Below are 26,894 nucleotides of genomic sequence, written 5' to 3'. Positions count from 1 at the left end.
TGTTGGGCCCGCTCTCGGGGCCTTTGTTAATGTCTTTGCGACGGGTGCCAGAAGGTCACCCACCGTTCGATCAGCGCGATCAGTCCGTAAAGGGCCGATCCCGCCAATGCCGCCACCGCAATCTCGGCCCAGACCATGTCGAGGCCAAGCCGCCCCACCTCGGTCGAGATGCGGAACCCCATTCCATAGACCGGACTGCCGAAAAACTCGGCAACGATGGCCCCGATCAAGGCCAGAGTCGATGCAATTTTCAGCCCGTTGAAGACGAAGGGCATCGCCGCGGGCAGGCGCAGCTTGACCAGGGTCTGGACATAGCTCGCCCCCCAGGTCGCCATCAGGTCGCGCTGCATCCGTTCGCTGGCCTGCAAGCCCGCGACGATGTTCACCAGCATCGGGAAGAACACCATCACCACCACGACCGCCGCCTTGGACTGCCAGTCGAAGCCGAACCACATCACCAGGATCGGCGCGAGGCCGACGATGGGCAGGGCGGCGACGAAATTGCCGATGGGCAGCAGCCCGCGTTGCAGGAAAGGCGAGCGATCAATCGCGATCGCCACCAGGAAGGCCGCGCCCGCGCCGATCAGGAAACCGGGGATCGCGCCTTTCAGGATGGTCTGCGCAAAGTCCTGCCACAGGATCGGCAGCGACACCGCAATCTTCGCGGCAATCGCGCTTGGAGCGGGCAGGATCACCGGCGCGACGCCCAGGCCGCGCACCAGGCCTTCCCACAACACCAGAACCGTCGCGCCGAACACCAGCGGGACCAGCAGCTTGCCCAGCCGCGTCTGCGAAATCGGGCTGGCCGACAGCCAGACGTTCAGCGCCCAGGCCGCAAGCCAGACGCCGATGGCAATCCACAGCGCGGTCATGCCGGAACCCCCATCCGCCTGCGGGCCAACCGCTCGACCATCCCGACCACCAGGATCAGAAGCCCCGCGAGGATCGCCGCCGCGAACAGCGCCGCCCACATGATCAAGGGCTCGCCGAACTGGCTGCCGATCAGCATCCGTGCGCCCAGCCCCTCGATCGCCCCCGTCGGCAATTCGCCCACGATGGTGCCGACCAGCGAGGCCGCGACCGCCACTTTCAGCGAGGCGAAGAAATAGGGCATCGAGGCCGGCAGCCGCAGCTTCAGGAACGTGGCCGCCTCGCCGGCGCCATAGGTCTTGAGCAGGTCCAGCTGCATCTGGTCGGGGCTGCGCAGGCCCTTCACCATGCTGACCAGCACCGGGAAGAACGACAGGTAGGCCGCGATCACCGCCTTCGGCACATCGCGCCCGCTCAGGCCCAGCTGGCTGGAGACCGTGATGATCATCGGCGCCAGCGCCACGATGGGCACCGTCTGGCTGATGATCGCCCAGGGCATCACCGACAGGTCCATCACCCGGAACCGCACGATGGCCATGGCCAGCAGAACCCCCACGACGATCCCCAGGCCGAAGCCCATCATCGTGCCCTTCAACGTGACGATCCCGTGATAGACGAGGCTGCGCTTCGAGGTCACCGCCTGATCGAACAGGCCCTTCCACAGTTCCGCCCCTACCTGATGCGGCGGCGGCAGCAGGGGGCGGGGCTGGTCCATCGTCTGTGGGATCACCTCGGCCCAGGTCACCTCCTGACCGGCCCGCTGCGCCTGGTCGAAGACCCAGGCCGCATTCATCCAGACGGCGGCGGCATACCAGATCACCACGATCCCGGTCAGCACGGTCAGGACGGGAAGCGCCCGGTTCATGCCCACCCCCCGTTCGCAGGCCAAAGTGCCAATGCGCCCGACCCCGTCCGGGCCGATGCCCGACCTCTGCCGGACAGTTTCCAGACGCCGGACCTAGTCGTCATGATGCCCGGCCCGCAGCCCCTCCCGCACCCGATGGGCGATCTCGATGAATTCCCGGCTGTCGCGGATGTCCAGCGGCCTTTCCTTGGGCAAGGGACTGTCGATCACGTCGGTGATCCGTCCCGGACGCGGGGACATCACCACGATCTTCGTGGACAGATAGACCGCCTCGGGGATGGAATGGGTCACGAAGCCGATGGTCTTGCCGGTGCGCGCCCAGAGCTTCAGCACCTCTTCGTTCAGCCGGTCGCGCACGATCTCGTCCAGAGCGCCGAAGGGTTCGTCCATCAAGAGGATATCGGCGTCGAAGGCCAGGGCCCGCGCGATGGAGGCGCGCTGCTGCATCCCTCCCGACAGCTGCCAGGGGAATTTCTTGCCGAAGCCCGTCAATTCGACCAGGTCCAGAACCCGCGCGGTCCGCTCGTCCTGCTCGGCCCTCGAAAACCCCATGATTTCCAGCGGCAGCCTGATGTTCCCCGCAATCGTCCGCCACGGATACAGGCCCGCCGCCTGAAAGACATAGCCATAGGCCCGCCGCCTGCGCGCCTCGTCCGGGGGCATGCCGTTGACCGTCAGCGTGCCCGACGTCGGATGCTCCAGCGCCGCGATCGCCCGCAGGAAGGTCGTCTTGCCGCAGCCCGAGGGCCCGATGAAGCTGACGAAATCGCCCTGGTTGATCGTCAGGTTCACATCCTTCAACGCCTGCACCGGACCGTCGGCGGTCTGGAACACCAGGTTCAGCCCCCTCGCCTCGATCACCGGCTGGCTCGCTTTGTCCTTCACGCCGCCATCCCTTCACATTCCCGTTGCCTGCCGATGCCAGACTTGCACGCGTTCGCGCGCACTCCCATCTCGGGCCAAGAAGGAGGTCCGCCATGCTGATCAATACCTTGCAGACGACCCTCGCCTTTGCTCCGGCGCCGGACGATCTGGACGAGGTCTACTTCGACGCCCCCATCATCGCCTTCGCGCCCTCGGACCGGGAGGACGAGGAAAGCGAACCGGGAGAACCCTGACACCGTCAGACCCCCGTCGCCGGAATACCCGTCCGCTCCACCGGGCGGGGTGCGGTCAGGTCCTTCCACTGGGTCAGCGCGCGGTTCACCGCCGGGCGCGGCTCGCGGGGGACAAACTTCCCGTGGCCTTCCTGCGTGCGCACCTCGCCATCGTGGATCGCCACATGCCCGCGGGTCAGGGTGAAGCGGGGCAGACCCTTCACGGTGTGGCCCTCGAACACGTTGTAGTCGATCTTCGATTGCTGGCTGGCAGCGGTGATCGTCTTGGTCTTTTCCGGATCCCAGACCACAAGGTCGGCATCCGCCCCCACCAGCACCGCGCCCTTCTTCGGGTAGCAGTTCAGGATTTTCGCGATATTGGTCGAGGTTACCGCGACAAATTCATTCGGCGTCAGCCGCCCGGTGTTCACGCCATGGGTCCAGAGCATGGGCATCCGGTCCTCCAGCCCCCCCGTCCCGTTCGGGATCTTCGAGAAGTCGCCGCGACCGAAGCGCTTCTGTTCGGTGGTAAAGCTGCAATGGTCGGTCGCGACCACCGAGAGGCTGCCGGACATCAGACCCGCCCAGAGGCTGTCCTGATGCTGCTTGTTGCGGAAGGGCGGCGACATCACCCGCCGCGCGGCATGGTCCCAGTCGGGGTGGAAATATTCGCTTTCGTCCAGCGTCAGGTGCTGGATCAGCGGCTCGCCCCAGACCCGCTTGCCCTGCTGGCGGGCGCGCCGGATCGCCTCATGCGCGTCCTCGCAGGAGACGTGGACGACATAGAGCGGCACACCCGCCATGTCGGCGATCATGATCGCGCGGTTCGTGGCCTCGCCCTCCACCTGCGGCGGGCGGGAATAGGCGTGGGCTTCCGGTCCTGTGTTGCCCTCCTTCAAGAGCTTCGCCGTGAGTTCCGCCACCACATCGCCGTTCTCGGCATGGACCATCGCCAGGCCGCCCACGTCGCCCACCCGGCGGAAGCTGTTGAACAATTCATCATCGTTCACCATCAGCGCGCCCTTGTAGGCCATGAAGTGCTTGAAGCTGGTGATCCCGGCCTTGGCCGAGTCCTCGATCCCCTGCCAGACCTTCTCGCCCCACCAGGTGACGGCCATGTGGTAGGAATAATCGCAGGTCGCGCGGGTTGACTTGTTCGACCAGACCTTGGCCGCGTCCATCAGGTCCTGCCCCTGCCCCGGCAGGATGAAGTCGACGACCATCGTCGTCCCGCCCGACAGCGCCGCCCGGGTGCCGGACTCGAAGTCATCCGCCGAATAGGTGCCCATGAAGGGCATCTCCAGATGCGTATGAGGGTCGATCCCGCCGGGCATGACATAGCAGCCGGTCGCATCGAGTTCGGTGCCGCCGCGGAGCGCCTGCCCGATCTCGGTGATCACCCCGTTCTCCACCCGCACATCGGCCTTGTAGGTGAGATCGGCGGTGACGACGGTGCCGTTCTTGATGATGGTGGTCATGTGCGGCTCCTGCTGAACAAAGGAATACCCGTCCCGGGCCTGACCCGGGACCTCTGGTTGGCACCGGCGCTGACGCCTAGTGCGGAATGTGTGCGGTTATATCCTGCCAGTTCGGATTTCGCTCGGCGATCAGCGCATTCTTCCAGGCACGCGGCCAGCGCTTGATCGCGAGTTCCCGCTGAAGGCTGGTCTGAAAGTCCTCGTGCGCTTCGAACCAGACGAGCGTGTGAATCTTGTATCTCGCCGTGTGCACCGACTGCCCGGCCCGATGCGCCTCGACGCGCGCGGAAAGGTTCCCGGTGCGCCCGATATAGATCGCGCCGCAGGGCCGCGAGGCCATGATGTAGACGAAATGCGCCATGCCCGCAGTCTGGCGCGCGAGAGTTAATGGAAGGTGAACCCCGCCCCGGGCTTGACCCGGGGCCTCGATCGACCCGGCGCACCGCGAGCGTCAGGCAGAGGTCCCGGGTCACGCCCGGGACGGGTATCCTGTTGGATATCACCCCACCACCTCCGCCACCTCAAGCACCGCATGCAGCAGCACATCCGTCCCCGCCGCCGCCCATTCCGGGCTGATCTCCTCCGCCTCGTTGTGCGACAGGCCGTCCACGCAGGGGCACATCACCATCACCGTGGGGGCGACGCGGTTGATCCAGCAGGCGTCGTGACCGGCGCCGGAAACGATGTCCATGTGGGAATATCCAAGCTTTTCAGCTGATTGGCGGACGATCTTCACAAGGTTTTCGTCGAAAGCCGGCGGGTCGAACCAGCCGGAGAGCTGCGATGTGAACTTCACCCCCACCTCGGCACACAGTCCCGGGGCACGGGCGTTGAACTCGGCGACCATCGCCTCCAGCGTCTCCAGGATGTGGCTGCGGAAATCCACCGTGAAAACGATCTTTTCCGGGATGATGTTGCGGCTGTTGGGGTAGACGTCGATGTGCCCGATCGCCCCAACGGCATTGGGTTGCCGCGCCATGGCGATCTCGTGCACCAGGTCGATCACCCGGGCCAGCCCCCGCCCGGCATTGCGGCGCAGATACATCGGGGTCGAGCCGGTATGCTGCCCCTTGCCCGTCACTGTGCATTCGATCCAGCGCAAGCCCTGGCCGTGGGTCACAACGCCGACCTCCTTGCCCTCGGCTTCGAGGATCGGGCCCTGTTCGATGTGCAGCTCGAACATCGCCTTCATCTTGCGCGCGCCGACCTTTTCGGTCCCCTTCCAGCCGATCCGCTCCAGCTCGTCGCCGAAACGCAGGCCCTTGGCGTCGCGGCGGTCATAGGCCCAGTCCTGCTCCAGCACCCCGGCAAAGACTCCGCTGGCGAGCATCGCGGGGGCAAAGCGGGTGCCCTCTTCATTCGTCCAGTTGGTCACGACGATCGGGTGCCTGGTCTTGACCCCCATGTCGTTCAGCGTGCGCACCACTTCCAGCCCCGCCAGAACGCCCAGGACCCCGTCATACTTGCCCCCCGTCGGCTGGGTGTCGAGGTGGCTGCCGATATAGACCGGCAGGGCGTCCGGGTCGGTCCCCGCCCGCGTGGCGAACATGTTGCCCATGGTATCGACGCCCATCGTCATCCCGGCCGCCCTGCACCAGGAGGCGAACAGATGCCGCCCTTCGCTGTCGGCATCGGTCAGGGTCTGGCGGTTGTTCCCCCCCGCCACACCCGGGCCGATCTTCGCCATTTCCATCAGGCTGTCCCACAGGCGTGCGGAATTGATCCGAAGGTTGTCCCCGGTTGCTGGCATCGGCTTGGCTCCCTGTTCGCGCGGGGCCATCCTGCCCCTTGCCGCGACTCATTTCCTGACCGTATGGTCAAGGTGAAGCGCAGCACAACCTGACCATACGGTCAACAAAAATCCGGAGAGCGATGAGCGGCGACGCCCAGATTTCACGCCTGAAACCCGGCCGCCGCACGAATATCCGGCGCGAGAACGAACGCGCGATCCTGGACGCCGCCGAGAAGGTCTTTGCCGAGGCCGGGTTCGGGGGCGCCACCATGCAGCTGATCGCCGACATGGCCGGCCTGCCCAAGGCGAACCTGCACTATTACTTCGCCACCAAGGAAGACCTTTACCGCAAGGTCGTGCAGCAGATCTTCGAAATCTGGCTCGATGCGGCCTCCAGCTTCGACGACGCCCCCGGCCCGGTGGAAGGGATCGGCGCCTATATCGACGCCAAGATGGACATCAGCCGCACCCATCCGCATGGCTCCAAGGTCTGGGCCTCCGAGGTGATGCACGGCGCGCCGGTGATCCAGGACTATCTGGAGACGACGCTGCGCGACTGGACCAATGGCCGGATCGCGGTGATCCAGCGCTGGATCGACGAGGGCAAGATGCGCCCGGTGAACCCGCGGCATCTGCTTTACATGCTCTGGGCCACGACGCAGCACTACGCCGATTTCGGCCACCAGATCCAGACGCTGAACAACGGCAAGCCGCTCTCCGACAAGCAGTGGGAAGAGGCCAAGGCCAGCGTCAAGGACATGGTCCTGCGCGGGATCGGGGCGATCTGAGGAGACGGAATGGACATCACCGAGCTTGAGGCGGAATACGCCACCCTCACCCTGCCCCGGTTCGACGAACTGGCGGCGCTGCGGCTGGGGCAGATCCTCGTCGATCTGGCACTGGCCGAGGATCTGCCGGTGGTCATCGACATCCGCACGCCGGACCGGACGCTGTTTCACGCCGGCCTGCCGGGCTCGGCGCCGCTGAACGACCGCTGGGCGCGAAGGAAGTCGAACACGGCGCTGATGTTCCAGCTGCCTTCGCTGCTGGTCGGACAGCGCAATGCAGCCGGGGGCGAGACGCTGGCGCGGCACGGCCTGACCGCCGAGGATTTCGCCGACGCAGGCGGCGCGGTGCCGATCCGGGTGGCGGGCGCGGGGGTCGTGGCGGTGGCTACGGTCTCGGGTCTGCCGCAGGTCGAGGATCACCGGCTGGTCGTGCGCGGCCTCCGCGCCCTCATCGAGGCGACCGGGCCGTCCTGATCGCGCCCGACCGCAGCGACCCGCAAGGCGACAGGAACCGGCGGTGGGGCACAGGGTTTGACCTCGACCCTCGGCCCGGGCTATCCCTGTGGTCCGTCAGGAAATCCGCGTCGCATGTCCAGTTCCGCCCGCCCCCGTTCGCGCATCCAGCAGAAGAACCGCGAGGTCATTCTGGACGCCGCCCTTGAAGTCTTCTCGCTGCACGGCTTCCGGGGCGCGACGCTGGACCAGATCGCCGAGGTCGCGGGCCTGTCGAAGCCGAACCTTCTTTACTACTTCCCGTCCAAGGAAGCGGTGCACAAGGCGCTGCTAACCGGGCTGCTGGACACCTGGCTTGACCCCCTGCGCGCCATGGACCCGGCGGGCGACCCGGTGCAGGAGGTGCTGGCCTATGTCCGCCGCAAGCTCGACCTCGCGCGCGACTATCCCCGCGAAAGCCGGCTTTTCGCCGGCGAGATCCTGCAAGGTGCGCCCCGCATGCGCGAGGCGATCGAGGGCGACCTGCGCGCTCTGGTCGCAGAGAAGGCCAGGGTGCTGACCGACTGGATGGACCAGGGCCGGATCGCCCGGGTCGATCCGGTGCATCTGATCTTCTCGATCTGGGCGCTGACCCAGCATTATGCCGATTTCGACGTCCAGGTCCGGGCCGTGCTTGGGCCGGGGCACGATCCCTTTGCCGAAGCGGGCGGCTTCCTCGAAACGCTGTTCCTGCGCCTCCTCGCGCCGGATCGTTAGGATTTTAGCCATTAACCGGCTGAAAAACCGTTGCTTTTGCGTTAAGATCGACCCTGTCCACCCAAGAGAAGGAGGGCGTGACATGGGCATCATCACCTGCATCCGGCCGCCCGCGCCGGTGGCGGAACAGGCGGTAACGGCTCCGGTTCCGGCCGGGCCGACCAGAGAGACCTCGCAGACCGCAGATCCCGTGGGCCAGCCGATCCTGGCCCAGGCGGTGCAGCAGACGACGGCGCCCGCCGGACCGGGCGCGCCGCAGCTTCTGGCGGTTCGGACTACGGCCGAGACCAGCGCGGCAGCCGCGGCCGAGGCGGCGCGCGCCGCCTACATCAAGGCCAGCATCGCCGCCGGGATCAACCCGCTGCCGGTGCCCTGAGACGCGACGCCCGACGCGGCGCAGCCAGAGGTGCGGCGGCCGCTATTCCGCGGCCTGAGCGCTCGGGTTGTTGGGATGCGTCGTCCAGTTGGCATAGTCGCCGACCTTGCGGCCCGTGCGCGGATCGACCGCGCCCTTCGGCAGCGGCACCATGGTGATGCAATTCTCCACCGGGCAGACATTGACGCAGAGGTTGCAGGCCACGCATTCCTCGTCCTTCACGGTGAAGGTGCGGTCCGCCGACATGGCGATGGCCTGGTGGCTGGTGTCCTCGCAGGCGGCATAGCAGCGCCCGCACTTGATGCAGGCGTCCTGATCGATGCGTGCCTTGGTGACATAGTTCAGGTTCAGATACTGCCAGTCGGTGACGTTCGGCACCGCGCGGCCCACCAGGTCCGACAGGCCGATCTGCTTGTCGTCCAGATACTGCGACAGGCCCGAGATCATCTCCTGCACGATCTTGAAGCCATAGGTCATCGCCGCGGTGCAGACCTGCACATTGCCCGCACCCAGCGCCAGGAATTCCGCTGCGTCGCGCCAGGTGGTGACGCCGCCGATACCGCTGATCGGCAGGCCCCGCGTTTCCGGGCTGCGCGCGATCTCGGCCACCATGTTCAGGGCAATCGGCTTGACCGCCGGGCCGCAATAGCCGCCATGCGTGCCCTTGCCGTCGATCATCGGCTCGGGCGAGAAGTCGTCCAGATTGACCGAGGTGATCGAGTTGATCGTGTTGATCAGGCTGACGGCATCCGCACCGCCCCGCCTGGCGGCCTCGGCCGGCTTGCGGATGTCGGTGATGTTCGGCGTCAGCTTCACGATGCAGGGCATCCGGCTGTGCTGTTTCACCCAGCGCGTCACCATCTCGATGTATTCCGGCACCTGGCCCACGGCCGATCCCATGCCGCGTTCGGCCATCCCGTGCGGGCAGCCGAAGTTCAGCTCGACCCCGTCGGCCTCGGTATCCTCGATCCGGTGCAGGATGTCCTTCCAGCTGTCCTCGTCGCAGGGCACCATCAGGCTGATGACCAGCGCGCGGTCGCGCCATTTGCGCTTGACCGCCTTGATCTCGCGCAGGTTCACCTCCAGCGGCCGGTCGGTGATCAGCTCGATGTTGTTCAGACCGAGAAGCCGCCGGTCCGCCCCCCAGACCGCGCCATAGCGCGGCCCGTTGACGTTCACGACCGGCGGCCCCTCTGCGCCGAGCGTCTTCCACACGACGCCGCCCCAGCCGGCCTCGAAGGCGCGCTCGACGTTGTACTGCTTGTCCGTGGGCGGGGCCGAGGCCAGCCAGAACGGATTCGGCGACTTGATGCCGATGAAATCGGACGAAAGGTTAGCCATGGGATGCCTCCTGGCGATCAGCGGGGAGATACAGCGTAGGGTGCGCCACAGCGCACCGTTCCTTCAGAACAGCGACCAGATCCAGCCGATGAGGTCGCCGCCGAACTGGCCAAGCTTGGGCACGATGAAGGCCCAGGCGACGCAGCCCAGCGTGTTCCAGAACAGGAAGCGCGGCAGGGTCATGCCGCTCATCCCGGCCATCAGGAACACGACGGGGCGGAAGATCGTGGTGAAATGGCCGATGAAGATCGTCACCGGGCCGTAGCGGTCGAAGGCGGCCTGAGCCTTTTCCACCCAGTCTGGATGGTCGCGCAGGGGGCGCATGGTCAGCACATGGCTGCCATAGCGCCAGCCCAGCCAGTAGCTGAAGGTCGATCCGATCAGCGCCCCGATCGTCGCCCCGATCCAGAGCGACCAGAACGACAGCGCCCCGGTCGCCGCCAGTGCGCCCACCGCGGCAAGGACCGGCGTCGAAGGAATGAGGATCGACAGGAAGGCCGTGGTCTCGGCCGCCGCAAACAGTACCATGATCAGCGGGAACCAGGTCTGGTTCTGCTCGATGAAGGCGATGATGCTGTCGGCGAATGCTTCCACGAGCGGTCCTTTCCGGCGCCCCTTCTGGCCCGGTGCCCCGCAGAACGCAAGGGGCGCGCGCGGGCCTCATGCGCCGGTCAGCCGCTGATGGATCGCCTCGGCGGCATCGCGCCCCTCGGCCACCGCCGTCACCGTCAGATCCTCGCCCCCCGCCGCGCAGTCGCCGCCGACCCAGACCCTGCCCGCAGGCCCGGCGAACTTGCCGCCGGCGACGGCAAGCCCCTCGGGCGCGCCCGCAAGCGTCTGGCCGATGGCCTTGAACACCTGGTCCGCTTTCAGCCGGAAGGTCTCGCCGGTGGGTTTCAGCCCCTCGGGCGTCTCGACCGTGTAGGCCAATTCCACCTCGCGCACCGCGCCGTTGCCGTGGATCGCCACCGGCATCGCGTTGCAGATGATGCGCACGCCGACGCTCGTCGCATGGTCCTGTTCGTAGGCCGATGCGCTCATCTTCTCTTGCCCGCGCCGATAGACGATGGTGACGTTCTCCGCGCCCAGCAGTTTCGACTGCACGGCGGCATCCACCGCGGTCATCCCGCCGCCGATCACCACGACATCGCGTCCGATCGGCAAGGTCGCAAGGTCTGCGGTCTGCCGCAGTTCGGCGATGAAATCCACCGCATCCCGGACCCCCGCCTTGTCCTCGCCCGGAGCGCGCAGCGCATTCACGCCCGCAAGGCCGATGCCCAGGAACACCGCGTCATATTCGGCCTCGAGCTGGGAAAGGGTCACATCGCGGCCCAGTTCCACCCCGCAGCGCAGCTCGATCCCGCCGATGGACAAGAGCCAGTCCACCTCTTTCTGCGCGAAACCGCCGGTCGCCTTGTAGCTGGCGATGCCGTATTCGTTCAGCCCGCCCGCCTTGGGCCGGCGCTCGAACACCACCACGTCATGCCCGTGCATGGCCAGCCGATGCGCGCAGGCCAGCCCCGCCGGGCCGGCACCGACGACCGCTACCCGCTTGCCGGTCGGCGCGCCGCGGGTAAAGGGATGCAGGCCCCGGGCCATCGCCACATCGGTCGCATAGCGTTGCAGCCGCCCGATCTCCACCGGCTTGCCCTCGGCCGCCTCGCGCACACAGGCCTCTTCGCACAGCGTTTCCGTCGGGCAGACCCGGGCGCAGATGCCGCCCAGGATGTTCTGGCTCCAGATCGTGGTGGCCGCCGCCTCGGGCGTGCCGGTGGCGATCTGGCGGATGAACAAGGGGATGTCGATCGAGGTCGGACAGGCCGCAATGCAGGGCGCATCGTGGCAGAAATAGCAGCGATCCGCCGCGACGCGCGCCTCGTGCCGGTCCAGCGGCGGCTCGTGATCGGCGAAGTTGCGGGCATAGGCTTCGGCTTGCAGGCGACCCGGAACGATGCCGGGCGTCAGCGGGCTGTTCGACATGGGCTGGGGGCCTCCCTGGCTTGTGATTGGACTCAGGCTGGCACAGGTCCGTTTTTTTATCAAACGGTAAATTTTCCCGGACCGCCGCTTTCTGCAAACTTTCCCGCTGGCGGATCGGCGCTGCCTGTCTCTTGGGCGCTTTCGCGGCTTTTCAGCCCCCATGGCCTCGCGTATAAGCGCCGGATACCAGACTGCGGGGGGGCTTCGGGCCCGAGCCGCACGCGGCTGAGGCGAAGAGAAGAACAGAGGACCCGATGAGCAAGCAGAACACCGATACCGACGTCGCCTTCATCTCGGCGCTGGCCGAGCTTCTGAACAAGAACGACCTGACCGAACTGTCGGTGAAGCGCGAATACGGCGAGGACGACAGCCTGGAAGTGCGCGTCGTCAAGCAGGCCAATGTGGTGACGGTTGCAGCCGCGCAGGCGCCGGTGACCGCTGCCGCCGCCCCTGCGGCTGCGGCCGCCCCGGCAGCCCCCGTTTCCGCCCCGGCCGCAAGCGAGGATCCGGCCCAGCATCCCGGTGCCGTGACCTCGCCAATGGTCGGCACGGTCTACCTGGCCGCCGAACCCGGTGCTGCCCCCTTCGTCACCCTGGGCGCCCAGGTCGCCGAAGGCCAGACCCTGCTCATCATCGAGGCGATGAAGACCATGAACCACATTCCCGCCCCCCGCGCGGGCACGGTGAAGCGCATCCTGGTCGAGGATGGCCACCCCGTCGAATTCGGCGCCCCGCTGATGATCATCGAATAAGGGCGGGCAGATGTTTGACAAGATCCTGATCGCCAACCGCGGAGAGATCGCGCTTCGCGTGATCCGCGCCTGTCGGGAAATGGGGATCAAGTCGGTCGCCGTGCATTCCACCGCCGACACCGACGCGATGCATGTCCGCATGGCGGACGAAAGCGTCTGCATCGGCCCCGCGCCGTCCTCCGCCAGCTACCTGAACAAGGCCGCCATCATCTCGGCCTGCGAGATCACCGGGGCGCAGGCCGTGCATCCGGGCTATGGCTTCCTGTCGGAGAACGCCAGTTTCGCCCAGGCTCTGGAAGACCACGGCATCACCTTCATCGGCCCGAACGCGGAACATATCCGCATCATGGGCGACAAGATCACCGCGAAGGAAACCGCGAAAGAGCTTGGCATCCCGGTGGTGCCCGGCTCGGACGGCGGCCTGCCGGATTTCGAGACGGCCAGGACCGTGGCCGACCAGATCGGCTATCCGGTCATCATCAAGGCCACCGCCGGCGGTGGCGGGCGCGGGATGAAGGTCGCGAAATCGGTCGAGGAGCTGGAAGTCGCCTTCCGCACCGCGCGGTCCGAGGCGAAGGCCGCCTTCGGCAACGACGAAGTCTACATGGAGAAATACCTCCAGCGCCCGCGCCACATAGAGATCCAGGTCTTCGGCGACGGCAAGGGCGGCGCAGTGCATCTGGCCGAACGCGACTGCTCGCTGCAACGCCGCCACCAGAAGGTGTTCGAAGAGGCGCCGGGGCCGGCCATCACGCCCAAGCTGCGGTCCGAGATCGGCACGATCTGCGCCAATGCGATGAAAAAGCTGAAATACATCGGCGCGGGCACCATCGAATTCCTTTACGAGGATGGGAACTTCTACTTCATCGAGATGAACACGCGGTTGCAGGTCGAACATCCGGTGACCGAGGCCATCTTCGGCGTGGACCTCGTGCGCGAACAGATCCGCGTGGCCAGCGGCCTCGGCCTGTCCTTCATGCAGGACGAGCTGGAGATCAACGGCCACGCGATCGAGGTCCGGATCAATGCCGAGAAGATCCCCGCCTTCAGCCCCTGCCCCGGCCGCATCACCCAGTTCCACGCCCCGGGCGGCCTTGGCGTGCGGATGGACAGCGCGATCTATGACGGCTACCGCATCCCGCCCTATTACGACAGCCTGATCGGCAAGCTGATCGTGCATGGCCGCGACCGGCCCGAGGCGCTGGCGCGGTTGAAGCGCGCGCTGGGCGAGCTGATCATCGACGGCATCGACACCTCGATCCCGCTGTTCGACATGCTGCTGGCCGAACCCGACATCCAGAACGGAGACTACAACATTCACTGGCTGGAGAAGTGGCTGGAAAAGCAGTTCTCCTGACCTGAGGGGGCGCCCCTTCGCCGGGGCGCTCCGGTCCGCAAAAGTTTTCGAAAACTTTTGCAAAATCCTTCGAAGGATTTTGCGATGTCCGTCCCCGCCGACGAAATCACCCCGGACATCCTGCTGCGTGCCTATGCCATGGGCATCTTTCCGATGTCGGACGGGCGCGAGGATCCGCAGATCCACTGGATCGACCCGCGCCGCCGCGGGGTGCTGCCGCTTGACGGGCTGCGCATCTCGCGGTCGCTGGCCAAGCGCATCCGCTCGGGCCGCTTTCGCGTCACGGTGGACCAGGATTTCGAGGCGGTCGTGGAAGCCTGCGCCGATCGGGACGAAACCTGGATCAGCCGCCGCATCCAGCGGCTTTATGCCGACCTGCACCGTCTGGGCTTTGCCCACAGCGTCGAGATCCGGCAGGGCGCGACGCTGGTCGGCGGGGTCTACGGCGTCACGCTGGGCGCGGCCTTCTTCGGCGAAAGCATGTTCTCGCGGGTAACCGATGCTTCGAAGGTGGCGCTGGCCTATACGGTCCACCGGCTGCGGGCGGGCGGGTTCCGGCTGTTCGACACCCAGTTCCTGACCCCGCACCTGGCCAGCCTCGGCGCCATGGAGATCTCGCGCGCGGATTATCACCGCAGGCTGGCCGAAGCCCTGACCCTGTCGGCCGACTTTGCGCCCGAGGGCTATTCGCCCTCGCCGTCGCTGGTAGCCTCTTCCGCGGGGTCCATCTCCGGCAGCGCATCGCCCGGGAGGATGCAGCCCAGCACCCAGACATCGTAACGCGGGTGATCCAGCGCCGACAGCGCGGGCGAGGACGCCAGCATCCAGCCGGTGAACAGCGGCGCCTCGCGCGTTTCTTCAAGGATGGTCAGATGCGCCTCGGACTCCGAGGCCGGGTTGGCGGTCGGATAGCGGCAGCTGTCCAGCCGGACGATCAGCCGACCGAACTTTGCGGTCTGGCCGCGCGACAGGGTGACATCGCCGGTCGAACTGGTCAGCTTGTCCAGAAAGCGCAACGAGGCGCCGTACGACTCGGTGAACTCCGGCCCCGTGGGGGATGCGGCCTCCTGCGCCGAAGCCGGCAGCGCCAGCACAAGAAGCAAGAGCGCCCCTGTCAGCGGTTTCATGGCGAAGGCGTGCCGTCAGCCGCGGCCTCAGTGCCGCCGCCGGCGAACTTCATCAGTAACGTCAACAGGTTGACCGCGCCCTGGGTGTCCTCGATCTCGCCGCCGGGCTCCAGCATCTCCAGCGCGCCGCCGGGCTGGACCTCGACGAAGGTGCCGCCCAGCAGGCCCTCCGAGGCGATCAGGATCGTCGAATCGACCGGAATCGCCACGTCCTTGCGCATCGAGATCGTCGCATCGGCGAAATAGGTCTCGGGGTTCAGCGTCAGGGCGGTCACGGTGCCGACCTTCACGCCGGCAAGCCGGACATCGGTTCCGACGCGCACGCCTTCGGCCGACCGGAAGCTTGCCGTCAGCGCATAGCTGTCCGCGCCCGCCCCCACCCCGGCGCCGCGCGCGGCAAAGACGGTGAAGCCCAGGGCAACCGCCAGCACCACGGCCCCGGCCAGGATCTCGGCGCGTTCGTAGGCCATCACTCGGGGGCCCAGGCCTCGTAGTCGCGCCGGGCGACGGGCGCGGCGCGCCGGATCGAGCCCGGCGGGACATAGGCCGCCTCGGTGCCGGTCAGGTTCTCCTGATGCGGCTTTTCCCAGGGCTTGTGCTTCAGGGGGGCCTTGGTCGGCGGCTCGTCCCAGGTGTGGTGCAGCCAGCCGTGCCAGTCGGGAGAGATGCGCGAGGCTTCCATGTCGCCGTTGTAGATCACCCAGCGCCGCTTGCCGTCGGCGGTCTGGTAGAAGACGTTGCCCGCCTCGTCCTCGCCGACCCGCACACCCTTGCGGGCGGTGAACAGCTGGGTGCCGATGGTCTGGCTGTTCCACCAGGTCAGCAGGCGTTTGAGGAAGTACATCGGGGCCTCCGTCTTCGTTTTCCCCCATATGGCCGAAAGCCTCGCCAAGGTCTAGGGCGAAGGCGCATCTCTCGGGGGGCGCCAGCGGATGTCCCGCCGACAGGACAAAGGAAAAGGCGGGCTTGCGGCCCGCCTTCGATCACCAGCGCGACCGGATCAGGCCTTGACCGGCTCTTTCTTCTTCGTCTCGGTGTAGACGAGCATCGGCTTTGCGCCCGAGTTCACCGCCTCTTCCTTGACCACCACTTCCTCGACCCCGTCCATGCCGGGCAGTTCGAACATGGTGTCCAGAAGGATGTCCTCCATGATCGACCGCAGGCCGCGCGCGCCGGTCTTGCGCTTGATCGCGCGCTTGGCGATGGCGGTCAGCGCATCCGGTGTGAAGGTCAGTTTCACGCCCTCGATCTCGAACAGGCGCTGATACTGTTTCACCAGCGCGTTCTTCGGTTCGGTCAGGATCGTCACCAGAGCCGCCTCGTCCAGGTCGGTCAGCGTGGCAATGACCGGCAGACGGCCGACGAATTCCGGGATCAGGCCGAACTTGAGCAGATCCTCGGGCTCCAGCTCCTTGAACAGCTCGCCCACGCTGCGCTCTTCCGGTCCCTTCACATCGGCGCCGAAGCCGATGCCCGAGCCCTTGTTGCGCTGCGCGATGATCTTTTCCAGACCGGCGAAGGCGCCGCCGCAGATGAACAGGATGTTCGTGGTATCGACCTGAAGGAATTCCTGCTGCGGATGCTTGCGGCCCCCCTGCGGCGGCACCGACGCAACGGTGCCCTCCATGATCTTCAGCAGCGCCTGCTGCACGCCCTCGCCGCTCACGTCGCGGGTGATCGAGGGGTTGTCGGACTTGCGCGTGATCTTGTCGACCTCGTCGATGTAGACGATCCCGCGCTGCGCGCGTTCGACGTTGTATTCGCTGGCCTGCAAGAGCTTGAGAATGATGTTCTCGACATCCTCGCCGACATAGCCCGCCTCGGTCAGCGTGGTCGCGTCGGCCATGGTGAAGGGCACGTCCAGGATGCGCGCCAGCGTCTGGGCCAGCAGCGTCTTGCCGCAGCCGGTGGGGCCGATCAGCAGGATGTTCGACTTCGACAGTTCGATGTCGTTCTTCGAGGAATGGTTCAGCCGCTTGTAGTGGTTGTGCACCGCCACCGACAGCACGCGCTTGGCATGGACCTGACCGATCACATAGTCGTCCAGCACCTTGCAGATTTCCCGCGGGGTCGGCACACCGTCCGAGGATTTCAGACCCGTGGTCTTGGTCTCCTCGCGGATGATGTCCATGCACAGTTCGACACATTCGTCGCAGATGAAGACCGTGGGCCCCGCGATCAGCTTGCGCACCTCGTGCTGGCTTTTACCGCAGAACGAGCAATAGAGCGTGTTCTTGCTGTCGCTACCCGAATTGTTCGCCATCCGCCGTCCTCTAAGCTGTGACCCGCTCTGCCGGGCCGGTGCCATGCGGGAAGTCTAGGCCCTTCCCAAAGGCACCACAATCCGAAAAACCCGACCGGAAAATCGGCGGGAAACTGGGCGTCATTTCGACGTATCGTCGGCCTTTCCGCGGCTTTCCAGGATCTGGTCGATCAGACCCCAGTCCTTGGCATCCTCGGCCGACATGAAGTTGTCGCGCTCCAGCGCCGCCTCGACCGTGTCATACTCGTTGCCGGTGTGCTTGACATAGATCTCGTTCAACCGCCGCTTCAGCTTCAGCGTCTCCTGCGCATGGATCCAGATGTCGGTCGCCTGGCCCTGATAGCCGCCCGAGGGCTGGTGCACCATGATCCGGCTGTTCGGCAGGCTGAAGCGCATCCCCTTCTCGCCCGCCGTCAGCAGAAGCGAGCCCATCGAGGCCGCCTGCCCGATCACCAGGGTGGAAATCTTCGGCCGGATGTACTGCATCGTGTCGTAGATCGACAGGCCCGCCGTCACCACGCCGCCGGGGCTGTTGATGTACATGCTGATCTCCTTGGTCGGGTTTTCCGATTCCAGGAACAGAAGCTGCGCGCAGATCAGGCTGGACATGCCGTCATGCACCGGGCCGGCCAGGAAGATGATCCGCTCCTTCAACAGTCGGCTGTAGATGTCATAGGCGCGCTCGCCCCGGCTGGTCTGCTCGACGACCATCGGGACAAGGGTATTCATGTAGTGCTCAACGGGATCGCGCATCGGGGCCTGCCTCTTTCGGTCGTTCGAGGAATATCGTCGAATGTATTGCGAGAGTCTTAGTGGGGTGACACGGGGGCTGCAAGGGCACCACATGCGCTTTTGCCGCGGGGGCACCATGCCTTGAAAGCCGCCGCACTGGCCCTAGACCACCGGCATGTTCACACCGACGCGCAACGCCGGCCTCGACCGCCTGACCGCCTTCCTGCCCCGCGCGGGCCGCGACTATGCGGCCCTGCGCAACCTGGACCTGCCCGGCCACCCGCATGTCTCCGCCCTGTCGCCCTGGCTGCGGCATCGGCTGGTGACGGAGGCCGAGGTGATCGACGCCACCCTGCGCGTCCATCCGACCGGGGCCGAGAAGTTCCTGGCCGAAGTCTGGTGGCGGACCTACTGGAAAGGCTGGCTGGAACTGCGCCCCGGCATCTGGGCCAGCTACCGGCAGGGCGTGCAGGCGGCGCTGAACCGACTGGCGGTGGAACCGGGCCTTGCCGCGCGCGCCGAGGCGGCGATGCTGGGCGAGACCGGGATCGACGGCTTCGACCACTGGGCGCAAGAGCTGGTCGCCACCGGCTATCTGCACAATCACGCCCGTATGTGGTTCGCCTCGATCTGGATCTTCACGCTGCGGCTGCCCTGGGAACTGGGGGCCGACTTCTTCCTGCGCCACCTGATCGACGGCGATCCCGCCTCGAACACCCTGTCCTGGCGCTGGGTCGGCGGGCTGCACACGCCGGGCAAGACCTATCTTGCCACCGCCGAGAACATCGCCCGCAACACGAACGGGCGTTTCCGGCCCGAGGGCCTGGCGACCGAGGCACCTGCCCTGCCCCTCGCGCCATTGCCCGCACCGCGTCCCGCGCCGACGGGCGATGCGCCCGCCCCCGACATCCCGGCGCTGCTTCTGCTGACCGAAGAGGACCTGTCGCCCGAATTCCTGCTGGACCTCGGCTATCGCCCCCGTGCCGTGGCTGTCCTCGGCGATGTCGCCGGACGCTCGCCCCGGCAGGTCGCAGCCCCCGTGCAGGCCTTCACCGAAGGCGCATTTTCGGACGCCCTGTCCCGGCTTGACGCAACGGATGCGCCGCGCTTCGGTCCGGCCGATCTGACGGCCCTCCTTGACTTCGCCGAAGGTGCGGCGGCCGGCCAGATCGTAACGCCATGGGCCCCGGTCGGCCCGGCGGCCTGCGCCCTGAACGCGCTGGAACCGCTTGCCACCGCCCGCGGCATCCCGCTTGCCCGCATCCTGCGCGACCACGACCGCCGCGCCTGGCCACACGCGACGCATGGTTTCTTCCGCTTCCGCGAGGTGGTCATGGGCTAACGGAAGGTCCGCGCCGCCAGCACCAGGCGGGCAGCCGCCGTCACCAGACACAGGCCGGCGAAGGCCCAGGCAAGGGGCGCGAACAGCCCGGGCCACAGCACCAGCACCAGGAAGCACAGGATCGTCTCGGTCCCCTCCATCAGCCCGGCGGTGAAGTAAAGCGACTTCTCCCCCCGACTGCGGGTTTCCAGCCCCTGCCGCTCGGCCAGGATCGCAAAGCCCAGGAAAGTGGCCGCGTTCACGTAGAAGCTGAACAGCAGTACCGCCCCGGCCAGGCCGTTCGCCCCCGGATCGCGCAGGACAAAGGCCAGCGGGATCGCGCCGTAGAAGGCGAAATCGGCAACGATGTCCAGGTAGCCGCCGAAATCGGTCTTGCCGCGGGCCCGCGCCACCGCCCCGTCCAGGCCATCGGCAAGCCGGCTGGCCAGCAGCACCAGCGCCACCGTAACCCCGGACCAGCCCACCGCGACCAGCCCCGCCGCCGCCAGCCCCAGCACCAGCCCGACCAGCGTCACCGCATTGGCCGTGGCCCCCCGCGCCGCCAGCCAGCGCCCACCCTCGTTCAAGGGGGCGTCAATCACTCCGCGCATCATCCCGTCCAGCATGCCGCCCTCCCGATTCGGCGCATGATTCCCGGTTGTCGGATCACATGGAAGTCACCTTTCCGCGGCATTCCGCTCGCATGGGGACCAGAGCAGCCGCCGCGCGCGAAATTTCTGTGCGCGCGGCAACATTCCCGGCATAATTCCAAGATTGAGCCACATTCTGCCCGATTCCGGCCCAACTGGGGCGCGACTAATGCCAGGTGCCACTCTACGGGGAATTTTCATGTCGATGCGCCTGATCCTTGCGGCGGCTGCCGCAACCGCGCTTCTGTGTGCCGGATCGACCGCCCAGGCCTGCGCCGTGCCGGGAAATGCCGCGGCGCTCCAGCAAGAGGTGCTGACGCACCTGAACGCCGAACGGAAGGCGCGCGGCCTTTCGCCGCTGACCCTTTCGGCCAAGCTTGACAAGGCGGCGCAAGGCCATGCCTGCGACAATGCCAGCCGCCGGTCGATCAGCCACACCTCCTCGGACGGCGGCACGCTGAAGACCCGCCTGCGCCGGGCGGGCTATGCCTTCCGCACGGCGGCCGAAAACACCGGCCGCGGCTTCGGCACCGGCGCGCGCGCGGTGCAGTGGTGGATGAACTCGCCCAAGCACAAGGACAACATCCTGCTGCGCAAGGCGCGTGAGGTCGGGATCGGCATCGCCCTCAGCCCCGCCCCCGACAACAAGCTGCACTGGATCGTCGTCGTCGGCGCCTCGAAATAGCCTAGCGCGCGATCACCAGCTCGGCCTTCAGCCCGCCCAGAGCCTCGCTTTGCGACAGGCGCAACGCTCCCCCGTGGCTCCTTGCGATGTCCGCTGCGATCGACAGACCCAGTCCGACCCCGCCGCCCTGGTTCGGATCGCGGGATGCCTCCAGCCGGGCAAAGGGCCGCAGCGCCTCGTCGCGGCGATCCGCCGGAATTCCCGGGCCATCGTCCTCGACCAGGATGCGCAGGCTGCGATCCTGAAAGATCAGCCGAAGCTGCACCTGCCGGCCATGGCGCAAGGCGTTGCCGATCAGGTTCTCGACGGCACGCCGAATGGCCAGGGGGCGCATGTCCACCGGCTCGGCCTGCCCCTCGACCGAGACCAGCCGCACCGCCGGCCCGGCCTGCGCGGCCAGTTCGCCGACCAGCGCGACCGCATCCGCAGGCTCGGGCTGTTCCACGGCATCGCTGCGCACGAAGGCCAGGAACTCGTCCACCATCCGCTCCATCTGCGCGACATCCGCCTGCAAGGCGGCAACCTCGGGATCCTCGGGCATCAGAGACAGCGCCAGCCGCATGCGGGTCAGCGGCGTGCGCAGGTCGTGGCTGACACCGGACAGCATCAGCGTGCGCTGTTCGATCTGCCGTTCGATCCTAGCGCGCATGTCCAGGAAGGCCCGCCCCGCCGCCCGCACTTCCAGCGCCCCTCGCGGCCGGTAGCGGACCGTCTGCCCCTTGCCGAAGGCTTCGGCCGCCTCGGCCAGCTTGGTGATCGGCCGAAGCTGCCGGCGCAGGAAATAGTAGGCGATCACCGTCAGCAGGATCGAGGTGAACAGCATCAGCACGATCAGCTGGTGCGGATTGGTCGCCGACATCCGCCGCCGGCTGACCTCGGCGCCGACAGGTCCGAACCGGCTGTCCAGGCGCAGAAAGACCCGCCGACGCGGATCGGTCAGGTCCACGGCCTGCAAGCCCGGCAGCCGGGCGCGCAGCGTCGCCATGATCGTGCCGCCCGACAGGTCGATGAAGGCCATCCGGTCCTCGACCGGGGCCTCGGGCCCTGCCGGCAGGGTGAGGGTGATCTCCAGCGCCTCGGCCAGCGGCGTCACCCGCGCGCGGGCCTCCTCCAGCGAGGCGGTTGCTTCGATCTGGTCCATCAGGAAGTCCAGATCGATCGCGACACCTTGCGTCATCTGCGCGGTTACGCCTTCATAGAAGCGCTGGATGAACTCGGTGGAAAAGACCAGCTGGATCGCAAGGATCGGCACGATCAGGATCAGCGCCGCGCGGCCGTAGAGACCTCTGGGAAGAAGACGTTGGAACATCGACATCCCCCCGACCCTACCCCTGCCCTGCCCGCTTGGAAAGCCGGTTGCAGAGGATGAGCAGGCCCGGCTCGGACCCGCCGCTGCGCTGCCTGGTCGCGCCGAACCCCTCGCCGCTGACCGGGGCCGGAACCAACACCTGGATCGTCGGAGGCAGCGCTTTGGCGGTGATCGACCCCGGTCCGGACGATCCCGCGCATCTGGCGGCGATCCTGGCCGCCGTCGGTCCCGGGCAGCGCATCGCCCATATCCTCGTCACCCACGCACACCGCGACCATTCCGCCCTCGCCGCACGCCTGGGCGCGCTGACCGGGGCGCCGACCCACGCCTTCGGCACCGCGACAGAAGGCCGCAGCCCGGTCATGCAGGCGCTGGCCGACCGGCTTGCGGCCGAAGGTGAAGGGCTTGACCGCGGCTTCGTGCCCGACCTCAGGCTGGCCGAGGGCGAGACCGTCGCCGGACCGGACTGGACGCTTCGCGCGCTGCACACGCCGGGGCATCTGGGCGGCCACCTGTGCCTGGCGCTGGGCGAGACGCTTTTTTCCGGTGATCACGTCATGGGCTGGTCCAGCTCGATCGTCTCGCCGCCCGATGGCGACATGACCGACTACATGGCCTCGCTCCGCCGCCTTGCGGGCAGACGCTGGTCGCGCCTCCTGCCCGGCCACGGCGCTCCGGTCCCCGATCCCGAGCGGCGGCTGGCCGAGCTGATCGCCCATCGTCAGGGCCGCGAGGCGCAGATCCTGGCCGCACTTGCCCGGGCCCCGGCGCGGCTCCCGGATCTGACGGCGCGCATCTATGCCGGCACCCCGCCCCATCTGCTGCCGGAAGCCGCGCGCAATGCCCTTGCGCATCTTGTTGATCTGTCGGGCAGAAACCTGATTTCCGCCCATCCCGCCCTTGAACCCGGCGCCGAGTTCCGGCTCTCGTGACCGCCGGTTCATTTTCCCCGGTTTTGCCTCTTGCCGCCCCCAGGCGGCCTTGCTATAGACCCGCCCGTGTTCCGGCGTAGCTCAGCGGTAGAGCAGTTGACTGTTAATCAATTGGTCGTAGGTTCGATCCCTACCGCCGGAGCCAAGAAATCAGATACTTACGGCCCGAAGGGCTCCTAAGACGGGGAGCTAGGACGGGTTTTAAGACGGAAAGCGCCCACCTGCGGGCGCTTTTTCCGTCTTTGTGAACAGCCCGCCGATGTTCACGTTTTGTTTGCCACGCCCTGTCATGCTACGGTATCCCCGCATCCCAGATGTGGGGCAAATTCGCTTCCACAACCGCAACTTGTCGTGTATCCGATTGAATGGAGGGACTCAATGACAACAAAGAACGTGGTGAAGCTCTACGAAGGCGAGATGGAACTGAGCGCGGCGGACAACACGCCCGAGGGGCTCAAGGTGCTCCGTGCGGCCAACGAGCGCTTCCGCCAAGTCCCATGGCCCACACCATTCAACCAAACCTCGCACCGCATCTGGCAGGGGGACGCCCGCGACCTCTCTGCAATACCGGATGAGTCGGTGCACCTTGTGGTCACCTCGCCCCCCTACTGGACCCTCAAGGAGTACGCGGGCGGGGGCGGCGCGCGACAGCTTGGCGCGATTGAGGACTATGAGGCGTTCCTGACCGAACTCGACAAGGTCTGGCGCGAGTGCGCCCGCGTCCTCGTTCCCGGCGGGCGCATCTGCTGCGTTGTCGGGGACGTGACAGTTTCCCGGCGGCAGATGGGCCGCCACCTCGTGATGCCGCTCCACGCAGACATTCAGGTGCGGTCCCGCGCGCTCGGGCTGGATGTCCTGACGCCCATCCTCTGGCACAAGATCGCCAACGGCGTGACGGAAGCGAAGGGCAACGGCGCGGGCTTCTACGGCAAGCCCTACCAGCCCGGGGCCGTGATCAAGAATGACGTGGAGTACATCCTGTTCATGCGCAAGGGCGGGGAGTACCGGAAGCCCACCCCGTTGCAGAAGGCCCTGTCCATGCTGACCAAGGAGGAGATGCAGGGATGGTGGCGCTCAATCTGGACCGACCTCCGGGGGGCATCCACCCGGGCGGGGCACCCCGCGCCGTACCCGGCTGCGCTGGCGGAGCGCCTCATCCGCATGTTCTCCTTCGCAGGGGACACGGTGCTTGACCCGTTCTTGGGCTCTGGCAGCACCACGGTTGCCGCCATTGCGGCGGGCAGGAACTCGCTCGGGGTTGAGGTGGACCCTGGCTATGTGAAGTTGGCGGCTGAGAACATCACGCGCGCCGCCGGTCTGACGCGCAAGGTCGGAGCGGTGGAGGCGGTCTTTGCAGGCCCCGAGAAGGAGCGCCGGAGGCGCGCGTGAGGTGATGTTTGACGTACAGGCTCCTTGATGCGTTCCGTGGGTTGTTCGATGGGCAGGCTTACCTGCACCGGAAGTCCAACCTTGGCGACCTCGTGGCGATGCACCTCTATGAGGACTTGCACGGCCTCGGGCGCAGCAAGAAGCTGGTCCACCGGGTGGACACTGAGCTCTCCGTCCTGAACACCATGAACCAGCGCCACGGCATCAAGGCCCGGCGTGGCGACGGCAGCTTTGGCGAGGTCGTGCCGAACGCTGGCCCAATCCGGGACCCGGGCTTTGCGGTCAGCCGGGGACCAATCGCCACCATTGAGGTGGGGATTGAGGTCAAGATACTGATGAAGGCGATGATCAAGCAGATTGACCGGGTGGCGAGCGACCTCCGGGGACAGGCGGCGCACTTCCGGTCCCGGGGCGGCAACCCGATCCGCGTTGGCGTTGTGGGCATCAACCATGCCGACCACTGCACATCGTATGAGGGTGAGCGGGCCTTCCCGACCGATGGCAAGAAGTACAAGCACCCCATACAGGAGGCCGCAGACGCGGAGGCCCGGCTGTTGCAGCACGCGGCCCCGGCCTTCGATGAATTAATCATCCTCCGGTTCAAGGCGACCAATGAGGACCCCTTCCCCTTTTCGTGGGTGAACCAGATGGCGACGGCGCTTGACTACGGGGCGGCACTCGCCCGGATCAGCCAAGCCTATGAGGCGCGCGTCTAGGCTGCGGCCTGACGGCCTGTTGCCTCGCGATGCGAGGTTTTCCGCCAATGCGCCGGGTCGCGGGCGAGGTCGGACAGGGCCAGCAGGAGCGCGGCCCAGTGCAGGAGCCAGTAGGCGGGCAGCAGGAGGGCCAGCCACACCGGGAGCCCAGCCCGGGGGGCAGCAGCGGCGTGGAGGGCGACGGCGGTGGCATAGCCCAGCAGCGCGGTGTGATCGCCACTAGCTGCCCGCCATGCTCAAGCTGTTGCAGGGCGAGCGCCACGAATGCGGTGTAGAGGTTCACCGTCTCGATGCCCTGCGAGCGGAGCGCAGCCCGCCAGCGCGAGCCCGTGTTGATCTTGCCGTACGGCGGGTTAAGGATGGCGCAGTTGAAGCGCCCCGCTGCCGCAAGCAGGGGCTCGGCTGACCGGAGGATGTAGTCATCGGCAACAACTTCGGCGTGGAAGTCGATGCCCGCCCGGGCGCAGTCGCTGGCGCAGCGGGCCAGCGTCTCCCTGAGGATGGCGACCATGCCCGGGTCCACCTCATAGCAGGTGACGGCGATGGATCGCGGGCGGACCTCACCTGAGCAGGCGGCTTCAACAAAGGCGGCGGTGAGCGCACCCATCCCGGCCCCGGCGTCCAGAAGCCTCACCTCCCCGGGCATGTCGAACTGGCCCGCGAGCATCCGCGCAACCGTGGCCGGGGTCATGAACTGCCCGAGGCGCTTGCGGCCATCCTCATCAAGGCCCGGCGACACCTCGCGCCGCTGGCCGTCTGCAACTACAAGCGCCGTCTCTGCCAATCCCATTCCTCCTGCGAACATTCCATGAACGCTACATGATCTTGTGTTTTTCGACAAGCTAGACCTCCTTGGGCTGAAACTCCACCGCTAAGCCGCTGCGGCCCGCACCGCCGCCCCGTGTTCCGTCTTGCGCCAGTGGGCGGGGTCGCGGGCGAGGTCGGACAGGGCCAGCAGGAGCGCGGCCCAGTGCAGGAGCCAGTAGAACGGCAGCAGGAGGGCCAGCCACACGGGCAGCCCAGCCCGGGGGGCAGCGGCGGCATGGAGCGCGACGGCGGCGCAGTAGCCCAGCAGGAGCAGCGCCGCGAGCGGGCCAGAGGGATCCCCCGCCGCGCCGACGATCAGCCCGAGGGGGTGAGCCGCCGCGCACAGCAGCGCCACGGGAAGCTGCGCCAGCAGGGCGATGAATCCCGGAGCACCAAGCTCCCGCATGGTCCGCCGGGGCTCGCTCGCGTGGACGATGACCGTGACGGCGAAGCCCTTGAACCAGCGCGCCCGCTGGCGCAGCCAAGCCCCCACGCGCACCGGGGCCTCCTCCCATGTCGTGCTGTCGATGGTGCCGGAGCGCCAGCCCATCCGCGCGAGCCGCACCCCAAGGTCCGCGTCCTCGGTCACGTTGTGGGCATCCCAGCCCCCGGCGGCGCGCAGGGCTGACGCCTGGAACCAGTTGGAGGTCCCGCCCAAGAGGAAGGGCAGCCCGAGCCGCGACAGCAGCGGGAGGATGGCCCCGAACAGCGCCGCGTACTCAAGCGCCCAGAGCCGGGCGACGATGGGGCTGCCCGGCCCGGCGTGGTCGCACCCGAGGCGGGCCTGCACCACGGCAAGGCGGGGGTCTGCGGCCAGCGCGGCGGCGGCAAGGCGGGCCTGCCCGGGGTCGGGCCGGTCCTCGCCATCGAACACCACGACAAGATCGCCCGAGGCGAGCGCCAGCCGGTCATAGGCGAGCCGGGCCTTGTCGTGGGTCCGCGACAGGAAGCCCTTCAGGTGGTCGGCCCCGCCCTTCTTCAGCCCCTTCAGCTCGCCCGCCTCCACGATCCACTTGCCAGACAGGGCCTCGATCACGCGCTTGCCCGACCTGCTCGACCAGATCCCGCCGGAGCAAGAGATCGCCAGCGTCACCGCCGACGGCGCCTTCGACACCCGC

General features: G+C 67.1%; 31 protein-coding genes and 1 tRNA gene. 14 read left to right on the top strand and 18 right to left on the bottom strand.

Annotated features, from left to right (window positions below; genetic code table 11):
• Positions 1-26: 26 nt before the first annotated feature.
• The 3 genes from G8O29_RS10610 to G8O29_RS10600 all read right to left on the bottom strand — a co-directional run bounded on the left by G8O29_RS10610 (position 27) and on the right by G8O29_RS10600 (position 2,620).
• Positions 27-872 (bottom strand): ABC transporter permease, encoded by an 846-nt coding sequence (locus G8O29_RS10610; protein WP_166403217.1) that lies wholly within the window; start codon positions 870-872, stop codon positions 27-29.
• Positions 869-1,735, bottom strand: coding sequence for an ABC transporter permease (locus tag G8O29_RS10605; RefSeq protein WP_166403216.1), 867 nt, complete (start codon positions 1,733-1,735; stop codon positions 869-871). The genes G8O29_RS10610 and G8O29_RS10605 overlap by 4 nt, the downstream gene beginning before the upstream one ends.
• A 93-nt stretch (positions 1,736-1,828) precedes the next feature.
• On the bottom strand, positions 1,829-2,620 hold the full coding sequence (locus tag G8O29_RS10600) for an ABC transporter ATP-binding protein (protein ID WP_128516613.1): 792 nt from the start codon (positions 2,618-2,620) through the stop codon (positions 1,829-1,831).
• Between the two features lie 92 nt (positions 2,621-2,712).
• Here G8O29_RS10600 and G8O29_RS10595 point away from each other — a divergent pair, with 92 nt between their 5' ends.
• Positions 2,713-2,853, top strand: a complete 141-nt coding sequence (locus G8O29_RS10595) for a hypothetical protein (RefSeq protein ID WP_166403215.1) — start codon at positions 2,713-2,715, stop codon at positions 2,851-2,853.
• Positions 2,854-2,858: 5 nt separating this feature from the next.
• Here the strand turns inward: G8O29_RS10595 and hydA are convergent, their stop codons facing one another.
• The 3 genes from hydA to G8O29_RS10580 form a co-directional block, all read right to left on the bottom strand.
• Entirely contained in the window at positions 2,859-4,310 is a 1,452-nt protein-coding gene (gene hydA / locus G8O29_RS10590; RefSeq protein ID WP_166403214.1) for a dihydropyrimidinase, read from the bottom strand.
• A 76-nt stretch (positions 4,311-4,386) separates the two neighbouring features.
• Entirely contained in the window at positions 4,387-4,671 is a 285-nt protein-coding gene (locus tag G8O29_RS10585; protein WP_166403213.1) for a GIY-YIG nuclease family protein, read from the bottom strand.
• Positions 4,672-4,809: 138 nt separating this feature from the next.
• Positions 4,810-6,060 (bottom strand): Zn-dependent hydrolase, encoded by a 1,251-nt coding sequence (locus tag G8O29_RS10580; RefSeq protein WP_166403212.1) that lies wholly within the window; start codon positions 6,058-6,060, stop codon positions 4,810-4,812.
• Between the two features lie 122 nt (positions 6,061-6,182).
• On the opposite strand from G8O29_RS10580, the gene G8O29_RS10575 reads away from it, so the two are divergent.
• From G8O29_RS10575 to G8O29_RS10560, 4 genes are all read left to right on the top strand, one after another.
• Positions 6,183-6,830, top strand: a complete 648-nt coding sequence (locus G8O29_RS10575) for a TetR/AcrR family transcriptional regulator (RefSeq protein ID WP_166403211.1) — start codon at positions 6,183-6,185, stop codon at positions 6,828-6,830.
• A 9-nt stretch (positions 6,831-6,839) separates the two neighbouring features.
• Positions 6,840-7,304: a heme-degrading domain-containing protein gene (locus G8O29_RS10570; RefSeq protein ID WP_166403210.1), complete on the top strand. Its 465-nt coding sequence runs from the start codon at positions 6,840-6,842 to the stop codon at positions 7,302-7,304.
• 114 nt (positions 7,305-7,418) lie between these two features.
• Positions 7,419-8,039 (top strand): TetR family transcriptional regulator C-terminal domain-containing protein, encoded by a 621-nt coding sequence (locus G8O29_RS10565; protein WP_166403209.1) that lies wholly within the window; start codon positions 7,419-7,421, stop codon positions 8,037-8,039.
• Between the two features lie 82 nt (positions 8,040-8,121).
• Complete coding sequence (locus G8O29_RS10560) at positions 8,122-8,415, top strand: hypothetical protein (RefSeq protein WP_166403208.1); 294 nt, start codon at positions 8,122-8,124, stop codon at positions 8,413-8,415.
• 42 nt (positions 8,416-8,457) lie between these two features.
• Here G8O29_RS10560 and preA read toward each other — a convergent pair whose 3' ends face one another.
• The 3 genes from preA to G8O29_RS10545 all read right to left on the bottom strand — a co-directional run bounded on the left by preA (position 8,458) and on the right by G8O29_RS10545 (position 11,736).
• Positions 8,458-9,756 (bottom strand): NAD-dependent dihydropyrimidine dehydrogenase subunit PreA, encoded by a 1,299-nt coding sequence (preA, locus tag G8O29_RS10555; RefSeq protein ID WP_166403207.1) that lies wholly within the window; start codon positions 9,754-9,756, stop codon positions 8,458-8,460.
• Positions 9,757-9,819: 63 nt separating this feature from the next.
• On the bottom strand, positions 9,820-10,350 hold the full coding sequence (locus tag G8O29_RS10550; protein ID WP_166403206.1) for a DedA family protein: 531 nt from the start codon (positions 10,348-10,350) through the stop codon (positions 9,820-9,822).
• Between the two features lie 66 nt (positions 10,351-10,416).
• Positions 10,417-11,736, bottom strand: a complete 1,320-nt coding sequence (locus G8O29_RS10545; RefSeq protein ID WP_166403205.1) for an NAD(P)-dependent oxidoreductase — start codon at positions 11,734-11,736, stop codon at positions 10,417-10,419.
• A gap of 254 nt (positions 11,737-11,990) precedes the next feature.
• Here G8O29_RS10545 and accB point away from each other — a divergent pair, with 254 nt between their 5' ends.
• The 3 genes from accB (at position 11,991) to aat (ending at position 14,625) form a co-directional block, all read left to right on the top strand.
• The gene (accB, locus tag G8O29_RS10540) at positions 11,991-12,488 is read left to right on the top strand and encodes an acetyl-CoA carboxylase biotin carboxyl carrier protein (protein WP_166403204.1); all 498 of its coding nucleotides are present in this window, start codon (positions 11,991-11,993) and stop codon (positions 12,486-12,488) included.
• Positions 12,489-12,498: 10 nt separating this feature from the next.
• Positions 12,499-13,845 (top strand): acetyl-CoA carboxylase biotin carboxylase subunit, encoded by a 1,347-nt coding sequence (gene accC, locus G8O29_RS10535; protein WP_166403203.1) that lies wholly within the window; start codon positions 12,499-12,501, stop codon positions 13,843-13,845.
• Positions 13,846-13,929: 84 nt separating this feature from the next.
• Positions 13,930-14,625 carry a leucyl/phenylalanyl-tRNA--protein transferase gene (gene aat / locus G8O29_RS10530; RefSeq protein ID WP_166403202.1) on the top strand — a complete coding sequence of 232 codons (696 nt, stop codon included), beginning with the start codon at positions 13,930-13,932 and terminating at the stop codon, positions 14,623-14,625.
• On the opposite strand, the gene G8O29_RS10525 is transcribed toward aat, so the two are convergent.
• The 5 genes from G8O29_RS10525 to G8O29_RS10505 all read right to left on the bottom strand — a co-directional run bounded on the left by G8O29_RS10525 (position 14,529) and on the right by G8O29_RS10505 (position 17,988).
• The gene (locus G8O29_RS10525; protein ID WP_166403201.1) at positions 14,529-14,972 is read right to left on the bottom strand and encodes a DUF2155 domain-containing protein; all 444 of its coding nucleotides are present in this window, start codon (positions 14,970-14,972) and stop codon (positions 14,529-14,531) included. The two genes, aat and G8O29_RS10525, sit on opposite strands and share 97 nt — an antisense overlap.
• Positions 14,969-15,442: an outer membrane lipid asymmetry maintenance protein MlaD gene (gene mlaD / locus G8O29_RS10520; RefSeq protein WP_166403200.1), complete on the bottom strand. Its 474-nt coding sequence runs from the start codon at positions 15,440-15,442 to the stop codon at positions 14,969-14,971. The genes G8O29_RS10525 and mlaD overlap by 4 nt, the downstream gene beginning before the upstream one ends.
• The gene (locus G8O29_RS10515) at positions 15,442-15,816 is read right to left on the bottom strand and encodes an NADH:ubiquinone oxidoreductase subunit NDUFA12 (RefSeq protein WP_166403199.1); all 375 of its coding nucleotides are present in this window, start codon (positions 15,814-15,816) and stop codon (positions 15,442-15,444) included. Before G8O29_RS10515 ends, mlaD begins: the two co-directional genes overlap by 1 nt.
• Before the next feature lie 156 nt (positions 15,817-15,972).
• Positions 15,973-17,235, bottom strand: a complete 1,263-nt coding sequence (gene clpX, locus G8O29_RS10510; protein WP_166403198.1) for an ATP-dependent Clp protease ATP-binding subunit ClpX — start codon at positions 17,233-17,235, stop codon at positions 15,973-15,975.
• A gap of 120 nt (positions 17,236-17,355) precedes the next feature.
• The gene (locus G8O29_RS10505) at positions 17,356-17,988 is read right to left on the bottom strand and encodes an ATP-dependent Clp protease proteolytic subunit (protein ID WP_166403197.1); all 633 of its coding nucleotides are present in this window, start codon (positions 17,986-17,988) and stop codon (positions 17,356-17,358) included.
• A gap of 154 nt (positions 17,989-18,142) precedes the next feature.
• On the opposite strand from G8O29_RS10505, the gene G8O29_RS10500 reads away from it, so the two are divergent.
• Complete coding sequence (locus G8O29_RS10500) at positions 18,143-19,309, top strand: FAD-binding domain-containing protein (protein WP_166403196.1); 1,167 nt, start codon at positions 18,143-18,145, stop codon at positions 19,307-19,309.
• On the opposite strand, the gene G8O29_RS10495 is transcribed toward G8O29_RS10500, so the two are convergent.
• On the bottom strand, positions 19,306-19,914 hold the full coding sequence (locus tag G8O29_RS10495) for a CDP-alcohol phosphatidyltransferase family protein (RefSeq protein ID WP_166403195.1): 609 nt from the start codon (positions 19,912-19,914) through the stop codon (positions 19,306-19,308). The two genes, G8O29_RS10500 and G8O29_RS10495, sit on opposite strands and share 4 nt — an antisense overlap.
• Positions 19,915-20,137: 223 nt before the next feature.
• On the opposite strand from G8O29_RS10495, the gene G8O29_RS10490 reads away from it, so the two are divergent.
• Positions 20,138-20,623 (top strand): CAP domain-containing protein, encoded by a 486-nt coding sequence (locus G8O29_RS10490; RefSeq protein WP_166403194.1) that lies wholly within the window; start codon positions 20,138-20,140, stop codon positions 20,621-20,623.
• Between the two features lies 1 nt (position 20,624).
• Here G8O29_RS10490 and G8O29_RS10485 read toward each other — a convergent pair whose 3' ends face one another.
• Complete coding sequence (locus tag G8O29_RS10485) at positions 20,625-21,932, bottom strand: ATP-binding protein (RefSeq protein WP_166403193.1); 1,308 nt, start codon at positions 21,930-21,932, stop codon at positions 20,625-20,627.
• 56 nt (positions 21,933-21,988) lie between these two features.
• Here G8O29_RS10485 and G8O29_RS10480 point away from each other — a divergent pair, with 56 nt between their 5' ends.
• From G8O29_RS10480 to G8O29_RS10465, 4 genes are all read left to right on the top strand, one after another.
• Positions 21,989-22,864 carry an MBL fold metallo-hydrolase gene (locus tag G8O29_RS10480; protein ID WP_166403192.1) on the top strand — a complete coding sequence of 292 codons (876 nt, stop codon included), beginning with the start codon at positions 21,989-21,991 and terminating at the stop codon, positions 22,862-22,864.
• A gap of 70 nt (positions 22,865-22,934) precedes the next feature.
• A tRNA-Asn gene (locus tag G8O29_RS10475) sits at positions 22,935-23,009 on the top strand.
• Positions 23,010-23,242: 233 nt separating this feature from the next.
• Positions 23,243-24,253 (top strand): DNA-methyltransferase, encoded by a 1,011-nt coding sequence (locus tag G8O29_RS10470; RefSeq protein ID WP_207623770.1) that lies wholly within the window; start codon positions 23,243-23,245, stop codon positions 24,251-24,253.
• A gap of 41 nt (positions 24,254-24,294) precedes the next feature.
• Positions 24,295-24,969: a hypothetical protein gene (locus tag G8O29_RS10465; RefSeq protein WP_166403191.1), complete on the top strand. Its 675-nt coding sequence runs from the start codon at positions 24,295-24,297 to the stop codon at positions 24,967-24,969.
• Here G8O29_RS10465 and G8O29_RS10460 read toward each other — a convergent pair.
• Together G8O29_RS10460 and G8O29_RS10455 are read right to left on the bottom strand one after the other, a co-directional pair.
• A complete protein-coding gene (locus G8O29_RS10460) occupies positions 24,941-25,759 on the bottom strand; it encodes an Eco57I restriction-modification methylase domain-containing protein (RefSeq protein WP_207623769.1) in 819 nt (272 codons plus the stop codon). The two genes, G8O29_RS10465 and G8O29_RS10460, sit on opposite strands and share 29 nt — an antisense overlap.
• Positions 25,760-25,840: 81 nt before the next feature.
• Positions 25,841-26,782, bottom strand: a complete 942-nt coding sequence (locus tag G8O29_RS10455) for a glycosyltransferase family 2 protein (protein WP_367890167.1) — start codon at positions 26,780-26,782, stop codon at positions 25,841-25,843.
• Between the last annotated feature and the right edge of the window lie 112 nt (positions 26,783-26,894).

It is taken from the genome of Rhodobacter calidifons (assembly GCF_011174775.1).
In the GTDB taxonomy this organism is placed as follows: Bacteria; Pseudomonadota; Alphaproteobacteria; order Rhodobacterales; family Rhodobacteraceae; genus Tabrizicola; species Tabrizicola calidifons.
This window is presented reverse-complemented; position numbering and strand designations above follow the sequence as displayed.